Raw genomic sequence first — 14,206 nt, forward strand, 5'->3', positions numbered from 1 at the left:
TACCTAAATGGATGAAATTCACAATTTTAACCTCGCTGTTCTTCTGTATTTTTTGAATAATTTTTAAATAAAAATTACTATCCAATGATATTTACTAGTAATTTAGATGAGCCCCTCAACTTGACGTATACTTTACGAATACACAATGCAGAATTTCTGTACTTTGTTCAACTCCGCGTATTTATCGCGGGGATTGTCAATGTATGCATCTTTAGTAGATAAGTGCACTGACTTTCATTTATTTATCTTTGCTTTCGACGACCATTGTTATGACGTTCTGCAAAGGTTACATCTTACGCATGCTACCCTTATTTCTCTGAAGGAATTCGAGAACGAAGCGTTATTGGCAGTAAAAAAAGATCGTACGGCTGGCGAATATTGCTGGACCTGCACGTCTTCAACCCTTTGGTATTGTATACATACCTATTCCTTAGACCATTGTACTTATATTGATGCTGATCTTTTGTTCTTTTCCGATCCAAAAGTTTTGACGGATGAAATGGGTGAAAATTCGGTGTTAATCACGGAGCATCGGTATAGCCCTGAGCACGATCAATCAGCCCTGAGCGGTATCTATTGTGTACAGTTTATTACTTTCAAGAATACCGCCGAAGGACTCGCTGTTTTAGACTGGTGGCGGAAGGCTTGTCTGGAATGGTGTTACCGTCGCTTTGAAGACGGAAAATTTGGAGATCAGAAATACCTGGATGACTGGACTACCCGATTTACGGGCGTGCATGTGCTGCAACATTTGGGTGGAGGAGTGGCTCCCTGGAATAACACTCAATACACCTTTTGCAAAAAAGGCAACGAAGTTTTCGTACAAAAGGATTCGCAAGTACAGGCTCTTGTTTTCTATCATTTTCATGATTTCCGGTATTGCCTTAATCAGGTTTTTCGCTTGACGGATGAGCAGTATACGCTGTCAAAAGAAGCTATATCGCTGATATACAAGCCGTATGCCAAGGCCTTAGCTCAGGCAGAAACCCAAATAAAGCAGGCAGATCAGAATAGTATGTTCCATGAACCGTTGTACTCGCTGAGTTGGGTTCAATCCAATCTGGGTCGCCAAGCGAATTTTCTGATCAAAGGTTCATACAAGAATTATTACAGACAAACCAAATTCTACTAATCCCAATAACGAGGAAACTTGTGGCTCATCTCATCAACTTAAAAACCTTTACAGATTCTCGTGGGAATCTGACGGTCATTGAAAAAGTAATTCCTTTTCCTATTAAGCGTATTTTTTACATCTATGGGGTTGATGATTCTACGCGTGGAGGACATCGCCACCACACCACTATCCAAGCCGCTATTTGTATCCGGGGAACCTGTACGATTTACAATGATAACAACCTGCGTCAGGAACAATTTATATTAAATTCTGCGGATAAATGCCTTATCCTCAATCCCGAAGACTGGCATCAGATGTACAACTTCTCCGAAGATGCCATTTTGATGGTGCTGGCTTCTGAATATTTTGATGCAGACGATTACATTTATGAGCCCTACGAACGAGGGGGATTAACGGAGTCCATGAAGCTGGGGTTTCTGGCCAGTGAAATAGCTACCCTGTGATTGAGTCATCCTAATTATCCTGAATTTCAATTAGTTATTCAGGATAATTCTTTTAGTCAATGTTATTTCTGTGATCAAGTTTTTAAGCAAACGTAAGAAGCCAGAATATGGCTGGTTCGGTAATTATGCTTCCTGGCAGGAAGCTTCCGCTCTGACCCAGGGCTACGGACAAGCGAACATTCTGGAGAAAACGAAAGAAGCTCTTTTAAAGGTAAAAAACGGCGAAGCGGTTTACGAAAGAGATTCTGTTCTTTTTGATAAGAAAGAATATCCCTTCCCGCTCATTTCCTTTGTTTTACACACGGCTTTGCAAAAAGGCCTCCCTCTTCACATTCTGGATTTTGGGGGCTCATTAGGCAGTACTTATTTTCAGATAAAGGAATTTTTGACTCCCGGCGTTTGCTCAAGCTGGAACATTGTCGAACAGGCTCATTACATTGATTACGGGCGGAAATTTTTTGAAGATGAAATGCTTCATTTTTTTCATTCGGTTGAAGAATGTACTGTTTCCTATCCTATTGATCTGATTATTCTTTCGAGTGTTGTTCAGTATTTACCTGATCCTTATGGCTTTATAAAGAAGCTGACTTCCTATGGATTTAAAGCTATTCTCTTTGACCGAACGGCTTTTGTAAAAGGTAATAGTGACCGACTAACCATTCAAAAAGTCTGGCCTAGTATTTACGAGGCCTCCTATCCGACCTGGTTTTTCAACGAAGCTGGCTTTCTGCAACATTTTCAAAAGAATTATATGATTGCAGGAGAGTTTAATACTTACGTAGAAGGGGAAGCCATTGTCACTATTGACCACGAGCCCATTGGTTACGAGAAAGGGTTTTATCTGATCAAAAAGTAATAGTTTACGCATGCATTCTTCATTTCCTAAAATCTCAGTGGTTACCCCTTCGTTCAATCAGGGTAAGTATCTGGAAGACACCATTCTTTCGGTTCTTAACCAAGGGTATCCTAATCTCGAATACATCATTATTGACGGGGGAAGTACCGATCATTCCGTTGACATTATAAGGAAATACGAGTCTCAGCTAAGCTATTGGGTTAGTGAAAAAGATGAGGGATTGTACCATGCCCTGCAAAAAGGCTTCGAAAAATCGACGGGGGAAATCATGGCCTGGATCAACTCTGACGACATGTATCATAAAAAATCCCTGTTTATTGTAGCTGAAATCTTTGAGCATTTCAAGCAGGTTCGCTGGTTGATGGGTAGTAATACCTTTTTTGACGAACGCGGCAATCCTTTTGTGTATGAAGAAGATCCTTACCAGCAACGCTGGTCGAAAGTACGGATGCACCTGAATAATGGAAAGTACATTCAGCAGGAGTCTGTTTTCTGGAAACGGGATTTGTGGCAGGAATCTGGAGGGTATATAGACCTCGACTATTCACTGGCGGCTGACTTTGAATTGTGGCTCCGATTCTTTAGAACCGCTGATTTATATACGTCATCGTATATACTCGGAGGTTTCCGTTTAAGGAACGAAAATCAGAAAAGCCTCAATCAGAAATCTCTTTACCTGGAGGAAATCAAGGCTATTCTTGATCGGGAGCAAAAGCAGGATCCAATCCATTTGAATTTTTACCGATGGATGCTCCGACTCATCGCATGCATTCCTGTAAAAAAATATCGAGACCGAGCCAGAATTAAGTTACTGAAACTACCGAAGAAAATTATTCATGACCGGATCAAGGGCTTACGCTTCAGCAAACGATGAGCCTCTCAGATTTGCTTTCAGGCGTTTAAATAAAAACCGCAGCCAGATGGTTACCCCATAATTTTCCCGGATTAATCGGGCCTTGTTTTGGTCAAATAACTGATCTTTCTGAAGAGACGAAACCCCCATGTGGCTAAAGGTGGCGATGACGTAATCCTGAAATTCGAAGGTATACGCTGGGTCTTTCCAGCACCACATATTTAACACATGGTCCGCCGAGATTCGGTACTTGGTATCAAATCGATACTTCTGAAACACGCTGGCCGGATAAATCATGGCCTGATGGTTAATTCCCGTCTTGGCATGGTGGTAATCCGAAAGCTTTCCTAAATACTTCTTGCCTTCTTTCCAGACACTTCCGTAATAAATCGCCTTTGGACTGCTTAACGCTCCGGCCAGTTTTGAAAAATCGGGTGTCAGTTCATCATCGGCTCCAATAAAATACACCCACTGGCCCTTAACCTGGTCCAGGGCTTTATTCATGGCTTCGTAAATTCCTCCGTCCTTTTCACTTCGCCAATAAGTAATCGCATCCGAATGGGCATTCAGAATGTCAAGGGTACCGTCCGTGCTGGCTCCGTCTATAATAATCAGCTCCAGTGAAGGGTACGTTTGCTGAAAAATGCTATTCAGACACCGCTGTAAGCATTTTTCAGCATTGTATGTAACCAAAATGATGGAAATCAGGGGCAATGTATTCATTCTCAAGCGTATTGTTCAACGCTGGCGTAATCGTATTGACTTACTCCTCTTTTGCAGTAAATGACTTTGTTAAGAATCGTCTGAATCAGACGTCTTTCGTTTTCCTCGCAACGCTCGCGGCATTTCTCCGGGTGATACAGGTGAAAAACGATGCCGCCAAATTTGATGGCCCGTTTCCGAATACCGGCATTTACCAGCCGAGCCGCGATTTCATTATCTTCTTTTCCCCAGCCATAAAAATCTTCATTATAGCCATTGACCCTGATCAGATCCTCACGCCAGAACGCCATATTACAGCCCCGAAGCTTCATGATGTCATGGGCTTTGTAACGATCGGCGAAATAGTTTCTGAGAAATTTAATTTGAAACCGATTCGTATGGTTACTCATGCCTGATACGAGGATACCCGTACTCGTTTTCTGGGAAGCCAGTAAGCTTTCCGACAAACGCTTATTCATCAAAACCCGGCTGCCGGTCATAAACGTGCCCGGTTTGCTGAGTTCCAGATGATCTTCAATGAAATGTTTGTGAAGAATAAGGTCTCCGTCCACCTGAATGATGTAATCCTGGGTAGCTCTGGCAATGGCCTTATTGCGAATTTTAGCTAATTGAAAACCTTCATCCTCCTGCCACACGTGAATCAGAGGCACAGGAAAAGTCTTTCTCAGGCTTTCAATCAGATCATACGTCTCAATCGTTGAACCATCGTCGGCAATAATTACCTCGTCTGGAAGAACGGACTGACGACTGACACTGAGTAAACAAAGGTGCAGAGCTTCAGGCCAGTTGTACGTTGAAATGATGAGAGTCGTTTTTACTACACGATTTGAATTAACTGCGGCCATATCCATTGACACAGGTTTTGATGTTGTTCGATACGACCTCTTCCACTACCTGGACGTGGAAAGGTTCGTTTGGTCTTTGTAGCTCATCATGGTGAAGGTGAAATTGAACTGCACTTAGTTTTATGATTTTCTTAACAATAGAGTTATTGATTAATCGGGCGGCTAATTCTTCATCTTCATGTCCCCAGCCCTTCAAATCATTATTGTACCCATTCACCCGAACGAAATCCGCTTTCCAGAAAGCCAGGTTACTGCCCCGCACATTACGGCTTTTCATTTCTTTCCGCTCGCCCAGCGATTTCAGGAAAGGCAAACGAAGAGCGTTCAGGCGATTATAGACGCCTTTTGAAAAGACATGCAGGTTCACATGGGTACGCAGGAGTATTTCCGCCGTTTTGGCAGGGGTAATCCGAGCCCGGGTTCCTCGCACAAAAGCCCCCGGCTCAGCCGCAACGATATGATCTTTAATAAAATAGGGATGTAAGATAACATCGCCATCAATCTGGATGAGGTAATCCCCCGAGCTCTTCCGCACGGCCTTATTTAAAATTTCGGTCTTCCGAAACCCCAGATCTTCGTGCCAGACATGAATGAGGGGAACGGGAATGATACCTCTCATCGCTTCAATCAGATCCCGCGTTTCCTGGCGAGATCCGTCATCAGCAATGATTACTTCATCAGGGAGCATTCGTTGTCTTGCCACACTTAGCAGGCAAAATTTCAATGCTTCCGGCCAATTATAAGTAGATACAATCAGTGACGTTGGGGGAACTGACATTATAATCCTTATTCATTACTTACCGAATCTTCAGGGCAGGTTTGGGGGATATTTCAACCATTAGTAACAGGGTTTTCTAGGAAACCTAGTTAGCTAAATGAAGTATAATTCGGTACGAACCAATCTGGGGTGATACATAAATTTATGAACTGGCTATTGAGCCTCAAAGAGTTATGATTCTTAGCATTCCAATGGACTGCATAAAGAAGATAGTCGTTTCCTAACTTTGACCTTGCTTGATCCTGTAAATAATCAGGAACGGAAATGGGGATTATCCGTCTGCATCAGGTCGCCTTTGACTTGAATGGGGTTATAGTTTATAGTGGATACCGATAAGTAGCTAAAAAGTACAGGTTTGTCTCATTAACCTAAACAAATATAGCGTTTTCCACGAGCGATGTATATATGGCAAAACATTTTTTGGAATTTCTCAATCAGACATAAACAAGAATATGTTAACCTATATCAATACAAAGAATGTATTTAACTGATAATCAGAAATAAGAAGTCCAAAAAAGGGGGCAGCCTTGTATACAATTTCTAATAATAATTTAATCTAAATACAGCCTATTAATCGCACTTCTAAAGGGATTGATCGCAGAAATTGTACGCCTGAGTGATCAGATGGCTTTCTATTAACTGAAGTTCACTTCCTTGATACCTAAGTATAAAACCTTAGTGGGCTTAGTCCATTTTTCTATCTTCAAGAAATTAGCCTCATGGATTAAGTTACTTCCCCGGCGAATAGAGGTCATTTTTTAAGGTATCGAGCATAAGAGCCTGCTTAATCTACTGAGCCTTCCCCTATTCATTCCTTTGTTAAGAATTTTCAGCTACCATTTAGCGGTAAAGCATGAATTAAAACTACCATTAGAATGTGTGAAGTAGGCAAAAATCAAGGGTTTTACATTACCAGCGTTGACTGCTAAGCGGGGAATACTCAACCCTATTTTTTTACATCCGTCAACAATCTCACGCTCTTCGTTGCCCATAACTCGAATATTTACTGAAAGTTGATCTCATTCTACTGACCCAACTGAAATTAAGTATTTATTACTGTTTTTATCATATATCATTATTTAGTTTACTTTTACGTTGTCCATGCACTCAGCAGTGCCCTATACCTAACTTATTTTAATAGTTCATATGATGAAAGGTTATTTTTTCCTTCTGCTAATCATTTTAAAGCCCACAGTTCTCCTGGCCCAAAAACCTGCATCCTTACCCAAGCATACGGCCCTGTCAACGCCAGAGTTGAGTTTTGAGGTATTATGGAATACGTTTCAGGATCATTATGCTTTTTTTAAAGTAAAGGAAGTCAACTGGCATCAGGCTTACCGAAAATACAGGCCTCTGGTTCATGCCCATACTACCGAAGATTCCCTCTTCAGTATCTGTTCAGCCATGCTTCTGCCCTTTCGGGATGGACAAGTACGTTTGGTAAACAATCAGGGAAAGGTTTTTCAAGGTTCCAGGTTTATAGGCAAATCATCGACCCTTTCTCCGCTAAAAGTCTTTTATCCCGATTATTCAATACTTGCCCAGCAAGGATTTCAGAAGGAGCAATCGCTAGGACCTATGGTGCATCAACAGCCCTGGATTAGTTATGCTCTCTCGCCGAAGCTAGCGTACGTTCGAGTGAACCGTTTTTTTGCAGACTCCACCGCCGATTTGAAATCAGACGTAAAAAATCTGGCTCATCATCTGGATACCTTGTTTAGTAAAATTGCCATGGCTCCAGGTCTTATCATTGATCTTAGAAATACCCGGGGTGGTCAACGGGCCTTTGCCTACGAATGGGTCACCCGATTCATTTCTAAACAAACCGTTGGCCTATACCGCAGAGATCGACAGCCCGGAGTTAATTATGAAGATCTAACTCCGGCAGAAACGGAATTTGTTGAGCCTGGTACTGCTAAGCCTTATTCAGGTCCTGTGGCTCTGCTAACCAATCCCTATACTGCCGACGCTGCCGATGTTTTTACGGTTATCATGAATGAAGTTCCACAGGTATTACTGATTGGAGAAAATACGCTTGGCAATTACTCCGATCCCTACTGGTTTCGCTTGCCCAACGGCTGGAACGTGAGTCTGTCAAACCAGCGATATTATAATGCCCGAATGATTTGCTACGAAGGCATGGGCACGCCCGTAGACATATTAGTGAAAAATAACAATAACTCATCAACCCAGGACCCGGTTTTGATGCGGGCGATTCAGGAGTTAATGATCAGAGTTTCCACCGATAAATAAGTGGGGATTAGGAGGACATCCAGACGCGGTCACCCATCTGGATGTCCTCATCAGAAATCAATATTTGCTGCTGCATATTCTCTAACTGAACCGTTACCATCCATTGTTTGTCAACGGGCTGAATGGCAATAACCCGGCCTAGCAAGGGCTTGTTGCCCGAGCTTAATACTTCGGCAGGTAACCCCTGCTTGGTAATTTTTCCTTCATCCAGACACACAACCCGATGAGCCAACCGCTTGACTTCTGCCACATCGTGACTGACCAGCAGCGTTGTTAAGCCGAAATGCTGGTGAATTTTTTTAATTTCTTCCTGCAAGCGAAGCCGTGTTTCCTGATCGAGAGCTGATAATGGTTCGTCTAGTAATAGTAATTGAGGTTGACGAGCTACCGCCCGAGCCAGGGCCACCCGCTGTTTTTGTCCACCAGACAGCTGGTCGGGAAAGCGATGAGCTAAGGTTTCCAGACGAGTCAATTGCAGTAATTCATCCACTAAATCCTGTTTTTTCGGATCAGGCAAGGCAAAAATCAGTTGCTCACGAATGCTCATATTAGGGAACAGAGCGTAATCCTGAAACACAAATCCCACGGATCGATGCTGAGCCTTTAAAAAAATACGGTTATCATACCATACTTCTCCACCAAACATGACCCGTCCCGATTCGGGTTTTTCGAGGCCCGCCAGTAAGCGAAGTAAGGTCGTTTTTCCGCTCCCCGACGGCCCATACAAAGCCACCAGCTCCCCCGATTGAATCTCAAGAGAGACATCCAGTACTAAGGGTCCCTGAACCGCATATATCGTTTTTTTTAACTGAACCTCGATCATAATAACGTGCGAGTGCGGAGCTTTTTGTTATAGGTAAACAGAAGTAGTAAAATGAAAAAAGCAACGCCCAGTAACACCAGGGCATACGCATTGGAACGGTCGTAATTAAAACTTTCTACTTCGTCATAAATAGCGATGGAGGCCACCCGCGTTTGGCCGGGAATGTTACCCCCAATCATTAATACCAGACCAAACTCCCCAATGGTGTGAGCAAACGACAAAACTAGTCCGCTTAGCAATGAAGGTTTAATGTTGGGTAGTAATACCCGCATTAGGGTAGTCCACTCGGATTTACCCAGCGTTAAGGATGCCTCCCGCAAGGAAGACGAAAGGTTTTCAAAACCCGACTGTACGGGATGCACCATAAAGGGCAGGCTATAGAATACCGACCCTACCAGAATCCCCGAAAACGTAAAGTTAAGATGAAGCCCCAGCGTATGGATCAGCCAGCTTCCGATGGCACTTTCTTCACTAAAGGCCAGTAATAAATAAAAACCTGTGACGGTTGGGGGTAATACCAGCGGCAAACTTACCATCGCTTCAATAACCGCTTTTCCTCTAAACTTGGTATATGCCAACCCGTACCCCAAGGGTATTCCTAGTATGAACAGGATAACCGTTGTCGAAGCAGCCAGAGCTAAGGTTACCAGGAGGGTTTGGCTAAAATCATCAATCATACCATTACTTGGGAATCGAAAAACCAAAGGCTTCCATTATCTTTTTAGCTTTATTGGTTTCCATAAAAGTCAGAAAAGCAAAAGCCGATTTATTATGCAGAGCCCTTTTTAAAACCACATGAGCCTGTTGTAGTGGCGTATGGGCCGTCGAGGGAATGAGGTAGAAGGCTCCCTGCGATTTCAGGGGTGGACTTAAAGCCAATGATAAGGCAATGAGTCCTATGTCGGCGGCCCCAGTAGAGACAAACTGAGCCGTTTGAGCGATATTCTCACCCTGCACCAACTTATTTTTTACCTGGTCGTAAAGCTTGTAATGCCGTAAAACTTCTTCGGCTCGTTTGCCATACGGGGCTAGTTGCGGATTGGCGATGGCGATTTTGCGAACACTCCGATCCTGTAGACTTTTTAAATCTTTCGGTTTAATTTTCGTGCTCCACAAAACCAGTCGCCCCACGGCATACGTGTGAATGGGCGAAGCCGTTAATCCTTTCTTTTCTAATTGTTTAGGGAAATCAATATCCGCTGAGAAGAATACATCGAAGGGAGCATTGTGACTGATTTGCTGGAAAAATTTTCCAGAAGAACCATAAATCACCGTTACCCTCACACCGGGTTGCTCAGTTTTGAACACACTTACCAGCGAATCCATCGCATACCGAAGATCGGCGGCGGCGGCCACGGTAATCTCCGCTTTTTGAGCGACACTCAGGTTTACAGAAGCAAAAAATAAGCCTATCGTAATCAGAAATGTTAGTAAGCCTCTCCTCTGTTTTTTGGGGGTATGGAATTCCGGCATCATATGTAAAGTATAGTGCAAGCTACGATGAATCGTATGAAATGCCACTTTATAGGACCTAAGTCTATGATTCAACTGGAGAAGATTAATAAGGTTTCCGGCAACGCTTATAATTATTAGGCTATGATGCTTTGTTATATCTACCGAAAGAGTAATTCTTATTGCTTAACACACCCGAGCAACTATAATAGGATTTTTCCTGTCTCGTAGAGACGCGATTTCATTACGTCTGGGCAGAGGCGATTCTAGTTACTCTCACCCTAGCTGCTGCCTTCACCAGTCATTAACAGTAGTTGGTGAGGACACTAACCACGGCGGAATGATGAGGCCCTATCATGTGTTAGTTGTAAGTCAGGTTAAGGGCATTTCCTATTATCGCGACTTCATCACGTCTGGATAAGACGTGGTTAGTGTTACTTTAGGGATTGCAAATCCCTAAGAGATGGCTTTCAGATTATAAATCCGAAAGAGCGTAGGTTACAAAACGTAAAAAGAAAACCCGTAAACGAAGAGATAACACCAGCCGCATTCATAACCCGGGGGGTTGTGTTTATACCCTCTCGCCTTGGCTGGTGTCTTCACCTGCCATTAACAGTGGTTGGTGAGGACACCAACCACGGCAGATGCAACTACAATGGGCATTTCCTATTACCGTAGAGACGCAACTTCATCACGTCTGGGCAGAGGCGATTTTGGTTTCTCCCGCCGTGATTGGTGGGGACACCAGCCACGGCGGGAAGTCAGGCTAAGGGAATTTCCTATTACCGCGACTTCATCAAGTTTGGGTAAGACGTGGTTAGTATTACTTTAGGGATTGTAAAAATCCCTAACAGATGGCTTTCGGATTATAAATCCGAAAGAGCGTAGTCACTGTCCACTTGTTCGTATTTAACTTATTTATATACAAATATTTATATCCGTCTTTTAGACGAAATGAGGCCTGTTCTTTAGCCGCTCGAATGGTGATTCTGTCACGGGATTGAGCTTTGACTAAAAACCTACCAGCCGAACCATTCGAGTAGGTTTCGATATACCCTTCGGCCAGGATTTGGTCTTGTTTCGATACGGTAACCCAATTTTTAAAATAGGATTCGAAGGTAAAAACTCGCATTGAATCAGGATGAAATTTTTCAGAGGAATCTGGAAAACGTTCGTTTACATAGATATTTTCAGTAAGGTTATTTGCGTCTTTCGTGCACCCCGAAATCATACCTATCAATAAAGAAATGGCCAGGAAGAGAGGTAGAGTTTTCATCAAAGTGTTGGTTTTTTTTGCAAAGACCCGAGTAACCATGTGATGGTTGGAATCTCTTGACTTCATATTCACACCCTTACCCAAACGATTCTGGAGATAAGTAAATGTATGAACGATCAGGCCGCTATTTTAACCGAAGCATTTAGCAAAAATCGGGGTACTTCCCTATCTCGAACGTCTATCTCTTAGGTACGCTTGCGAATGTTCTGAACCAATCCAAGCATTGCTCAATAGTTATTTAATCAATTTAAAATCAAAGACTTATTAATTGACCTTGTGAATCCTATGAATAGATAGAGCAAATCCATTATTACAATACCTAATATTTAGTGGCAGCAAAACAATGGTCGTTGATTGTCAATTTACCTCATCCATTTACTTTTACCACTAGCCCTTTCATCACCAAGAAATTCGGTTTTCATCGCTTCATAATTGCTTAATTAATCATGCTATTAAACGATAAAGTCATTGTAGTAACGGGCGGCACGGGCGTTCTGGGGCAGTCTTTTGTAGAAGGAATTCACGCCGCTGGCGGTACCGTTTGTATTCTGGGGCGAAACATTGAAAAGGCCGAACAGCAAGCGGCGGCTATTCAACAGGCGGGTGGAAAAGCTCTGGCGGTGCAGGCCGATGTACTGGACGAAACCCAGCTTGAAACAGCCAAAAAATTAATTTTAGACACCTTTGGTCGAATTGATGGACTAGTCAATGGAGCGGGAGGTAACATGCCGGAAGGAATTTTATCACCCGAGGAAGATGTCTTTGAGCTAAATCTGGCGGGTATGCGGCGGGTGATGGACCTGAATCTTTGGGGTACCGTCTTACCTACCCAGGTTTTTGGTCAGGCCCTGGCTGCTTCTGCCAGCGGAAGTATCGTCAATATTTCTTCCATGAGCTCGCAGCGAGTCATTACGAAAGTACTGGGCTATAGCCTGGGAAAAGCCGCCGTGGATTGTTACACGCAGTGGATGTCGGTTGAAATGGCGAATCGGTATGGCGATAAAATCCGAATGAACGCCATTGCTCCCGGCTTTTTCCTGACGGAACAAAACCGTCGCTTATTAACTAACGAAGACGGAAGCTATACTGAACGAGGTAATTTAGTATTGAAACAAACCCCCTATAAACGATTCGGTACGCCAGAAGAATTGGTTGGAGCCTTAGTTTGGTTACTCAGCGATGCGTCCAAATTCGTAACCGGAACGATCATTAATGTGGACGGTGGGTTTTCAGTTTTCAGTGGTGTTTAGAAATTTAACGTATAGATAAATACGGCAGATCATTATTATGGGAATGTTACAAACCATGCGTTGGTTCGGGCCTAATGACCCGGTTTCCTTAATGGACATTCGACAGGCGGGTTGCTCAGGCGTGGTTACCGCCCTGCACCATATTCCGGTAGGAGAAGTCTGGACGGTAGAGGAAATCCTTAAGCGGAAGCAACTCATTGAAAATCAGAACGATTCTTATTCAACTTTGAGTTGGAGCGTGGTAGAAAGCCTGCCCGTACACGAAGCCATCAAGAAGGCAGAGCCTTCTCGTGAGACCTATATCAAGCATTATCAGCAGTCGATTCGCAATCTCGCTGAAGCGGGAATTCGAACCGTTTGTTACAATTTCATGCCCGTGCTGGACTGGTCACGAACGAACCTGGCTTATGAAATGCCCGATGGCTCTTTAGCCCTTCGTTTCGTCTGGCTGGATTTTATCCTTTTTGATACCTGTATTCTCAAACGTCCACAAGCCGAAGAAGATTACGAGCCCGAACTGGTCGCCTCGGCCCAAGCGAAGTTTGAACGCATGAGCGACGACGAGATCCGTGCCCTTTCCAACACCGTACTCCTAGGCTTACCTGGATCAGAGGAGGCTTTTTCGCTCGATAATTTTCAGCAATTACTTGATCAATATCAAACCATAGGAGACCGTGAACTGCGGGAAAATTTATATTACTTCATTCAGCAGGTGGCTCCCGTAGCCGAGGAAGTTGGCGTAAACCTATGTATCCATCCTGATGATCCCCCGTATCCGTTGCTGGGCCTGCCCCGCGTGGTAAGTACGGAGTCGGATCTGAATCAACTGATGGCCGCCTGTGACGTTCGGGCCAATGGTATTACTTTCTGCACGGGCTCGCTGGGCGTTCGGCCCGATAACGATCTGCCCGGAATGCTGCGAAAATTCGGTAATCGCATTCACTTTCTGCATTTACGCACCACCAAACGCGAAGATCATCCCCGGAATTTTCACGAAGCCGATCACCTCACGGGCGATGTAGATATGTACGCAGTGGTAAAAGCCATTGTACTGGAGCAGAATCGACGGAAACAAACGGGCGATGGTGAGACTAGTATTCCTATGCGTCCCGATCACGGACATCAGATGCTAGACGATCTGACAAAGAAAACCTATCCGGGTTACTCCGCTATTGGCCGCTTGCGGGGACTAGCAGAAATTCGGGGACTGGAACTGGGTATTGAACGGGCTCTGGCAGAATCTTCCCTTCCATAACTTGCCATCTTTCCTATAAAATTTACGCAAAGCAGGCCTGAATTTAGCTATTCAGGCCTGTTTCATGTAAGTTCTACACTATTGAGCTTTAGATTCGGTTCGGTATAGGGGCTGAAATACTAGTTGTTTACGACTACTTTTCGGTTCCTGAGTATTCCCTGTTAACTTTGACTATTTATTACCCTTGTTAATTCATCAGAGGAGGATTACTCGTCTGTTTTCCCATTTGCATTCAGCTCATTCTGAATGTTTTGCCTAAAAATC

15 protein-coding genes are annotated in these 14,206 nt (G+C 43.6%); 8 read left to right on the plus strand and 7 right to left on the minus strand.

Features of this window, described 5'->3' with window-relative positions; genetic code table 11:
* Positions 1-199: 199 nt before the first annotated feature.
* From QE390_RS21350 to QE390_RS21365, 4 genes are all read left to right on the plus strand, one after another.
* Positions 200-1,132, plus strand: a complete 933-nt coding sequence (locus QE390_RS21350) for a glycosyl transferase (protein WP_307143757.1) — start codon at positions 200-202, stop codon at positions 1,130-1,132.
* Positions 1,133-1,152: 20 nt separating this feature from the next.
* Complete coding sequence (locus tag QE390_RS21355; RefSeq protein ID WP_307143758.1) at positions 1,153-1,578, plus strand: FdtA/QdtA family cupin domain-containing protein; 426 nt, start codon at positions 1,153-1,155, stop codon at positions 1,576-1,578.
* A gap of 70 nt (positions 1,579-1,648) precedes the next feature.
* A complete protein-coding gene (locus QE390_RS21360; RefSeq protein WP_307143759.1) occupies positions 1,649-2,434 on the plus strand; it encodes a methyltransferase, TIGR04325 family in 786 nt (261 codons plus the stop codon).
* A gap of 10 nt (positions 2,435-2,444) precedes the next feature.
* Positions 2,445-3,308, plus strand: coding sequence for a glycosyltransferase family 2 protein (locus QE390_RS21365; protein ID WP_307143760.1), 864 nt, complete (start codon positions 2,445-2,447; stop codon positions 3,306-3,308).
* Here QE390_RS21365 and QE390_RS21370 read toward each other — a convergent pair.
* The 3 genes from QE390_RS21370 to QE390_RS21380 are packed head-to-tail and all read right to left on the minus strand — an operon-like array spanning position 3,288 to position 5,633.
* A complete protein-coding gene (locus QE390_RS21370; protein ID WP_307143761.1) occupies positions 3,288-4,010 on the minus strand; it encodes a glycosyltransferase family 2 protein in 723 nt (240 codons plus the stop codon). The genes QE390_RS21365 and QE390_RS21370 overlap by 21 nt on opposite strands.
* A gap of 2 nt (positions 4,011-4,012) precedes the next feature.
* Entirely contained in the window at positions 4,013-4,855 is an 843-nt protein-coding gene (locus QE390_RS21375; RefSeq protein WP_307143762.1) for a glycosyltransferase family 2 protein, read from the minus strand.
* The gene (locus QE390_RS21380; protein WP_307143763.1) at positions 4,842-5,633 is read right to left on the minus strand and encodes a glycosyltransferase family 2 protein; all 792 of its coding nucleotides are present in this window, start codon (positions 5,631-5,633) and stop codon (positions 4,842-4,844) included. The genes QE390_RS21375 and QE390_RS21380 overlap by 14 nt, the downstream gene beginning before the upstream one ends.
* A gap of 1,146 nt (positions 5,634-6,779) precedes the next feature.
* Between QE390_RS21380 and QE390_RS21385 the strand changes: the two genes are divergently transcribed.
* On the plus strand, positions 6,780-7,886 hold the full coding sequence (locus QE390_RS21385; RefSeq protein WP_307143764.1) for a S41 family peptidase: 1,107 nt from the start codon (positions 6,780-6,782) through the stop codon (positions 7,884-7,886).
* A 7-nt stretch (positions 7,887-7,893) separates the two neighbouring features.
* Here QE390_RS21385 and QE390_RS21390 read toward each other — a convergent pair whose 3' ends face one another.
* The 3 genes from QE390_RS21390 to modA are packed head-to-tail and all read right to left on the minus strand — an operon-like array spanning position 7,894 to position 10,185.
* On the minus strand, positions 7,894-8,709 hold the full coding sequence (locus QE390_RS21390) for a sulfate/molybdate ABC transporter ATP-binding protein (RefSeq protein ID WP_307143765.1): 816 nt from the start codon (positions 8,707-8,709) through the stop codon (positions 7,894-7,896).
* The gene (gene modB / locus QE390_RS21395; protein WP_307143766.1) at positions 8,706-9,386 is read right to left on the minus strand and encodes a molybdate ABC transporter permease subunit; all 681 of its coding nucleotides are present in this window, start codon (positions 9,384-9,386) and stop codon (positions 8,706-8,708) included. The genes QE390_RS21390 and modB overlap by 4 nt, the downstream gene beginning before the upstream one ends.
* Before the next feature lie 4 nt (positions 9,387-9,390).
* Complete coding sequence (gene modA, locus QE390_RS21400; protein WP_307143767.1) at positions 9,391-10,185, minus strand: molybdate ABC transporter substrate-binding protein; 795 nt, start codon at positions 10,183-10,185, stop codon at positions 9,391-9,393.
* 620 nt (positions 10,186-10,805) lie between these two features.
* Here modA and QE390_RS21405 point away from each other — a divergent pair.
* Positions 10,806-10,931: a hypothetical protein gene (locus QE390_RS21405; protein WP_307143768.1), complete on the plus strand. Its 126-nt coding sequence runs from the start codon at positions 10,806-10,808 to the stop codon at positions 10,929-10,931.
* 77 nt (positions 10,932-11,008) lie between these two features.
* On the opposite strand, the gene QE390_RS21410 is transcribed toward QE390_RS21405, so the two are convergent.
* Positions 11,009-11,437: a hypothetical protein gene (locus QE390_RS21410; RefSeq protein WP_307143769.1), complete on the minus strand. Its 429-nt coding sequence runs from the start codon at positions 11,435-11,437 to the stop codon at positions 11,009-11,011.
* A gap of 446 nt (positions 11,438-11,883) precedes the next feature.
* On the opposite strand from QE390_RS21410, the gene QE390_RS21415 reads away from it, so the two are divergent.
* Together QE390_RS21415 and uxuA are read left to right on the plus strand one after the other, a co-directional pair.
* Positions 11,884-12,687, plus strand: a complete 804-nt coding sequence (locus QE390_RS21415; protein WP_307143770.1) for an SDR family oxidoreductase — start codon at positions 11,884-11,886, stop codon at positions 12,685-12,687.
* A 55-nt stretch (positions 12,688-12,742) separates the two neighbouring features.
* Positions 12,743-13,942, plus strand: a complete 1,200-nt coding sequence (uxuA, locus tag QE390_RS21420) for a mannonate dehydratase (protein ID WP_373424568.1) — start codon at positions 12,743-12,745, stop codon at positions 13,940-13,942.
* Positions 13,943-14,206 lie beyond the last annotated feature (264 nt).

This window comes from Siphonobacter sp. SORGH_AS_1065 (assembly GCF_030818595.1).
Lineage (GTDB): Bacteria > Bacteroidota > Bacteroidia > Cytophagales > Spirosomataceae > Siphonobacter.

Bases quoted from the DNA above. Each gene is read 5' to 3' on its own strand.
- QE390_RS21350 (WP_307143757.1), top strand. From the start codon at position 200: ATGTATGCATCTTTAGTAGATAAGTGCACTGACTTTCATTTATTTATC.
- QE390_RS21365 (WP_307143760.1), top strand. From the start codon at position 2,445: ATGCATTCTTCATTTCCTAAAATCTCAGTGGTTACCCCTTCGTTCAAT.
- QE390_RS21370 (WP_307143761.1), bottom strand. From the start codon at position 4,010: ATGAATACATTGCCCCTGATTTCCATCATTTTGGTTACATACAATGCT.
- QE390_RS21375 (WP_307143762.1), bottom strand. From the start codon at position 4,855: ATGGCCGCAGTTAATTCAAATCGTGTAGTAAAAACGACTCTCATCATT.
- QE390_RS21380 (WP_307143763.1), bottom strand. From the start codon at position 5,633: ATGTCAGTTCCCCCAACGTCACTGATTGTATCTACTTATAATTGGCCG.
- QE390_RS21385 (WP_307143764.1), top strand. From the start codon at position 6,780: ATGATGAAAGGTTATTTTTTCCTTCTGCTAATCATTTTAAAGCCCACA.
- QE390_RS21390 (WP_307143765.1), bottom strand. From the start codon at position 8,709: ATGATCGAGGTTCAGTTAAAAAAAACGATATATGCGGTTCAGGGACCC.
- modB (WP_307143766.1), bottom strand. From the start codon at position 9,386: ATGATTGATGATTTTAGCCAAACCCTCCTGGTAACCTTAGCTCTGGCT.
- modA (WP_307143767.1), bottom strand. From the start codon at position 10,185: ATGATGCCGGAATTCCATACCCCCAAAAAACAGAGGAGAGGCTTACTA.
- QE390_RS21405 (WP_307143768.1), top strand. From the start codon at position 10,806: ATGCAACTACAATGGGCATTTCCTATTACCGTAGAGACGCAACTTCAT.
- QE390_RS21410 (WP_307143769.1), bottom strand. From the start codon at position 11,437: ATGAAAACTCTACCTCTCTTCCTGGCCATTTCTTTATTGATAGGTATG.
- QE390_RS21415 (WP_307143770.1), top strand. From the start codon at position 11,884: ATGCTATTAAACGATAAAGTCATTGTAGTAACGGGCGGCACGGGCGTT.
- uxuA (WP_373424568.1), top strand. From the start codon at position 12,743: ATGCGTTGGTTCGGGCCTAATGACCCGGTTTCCTTAATGGACATTCGA.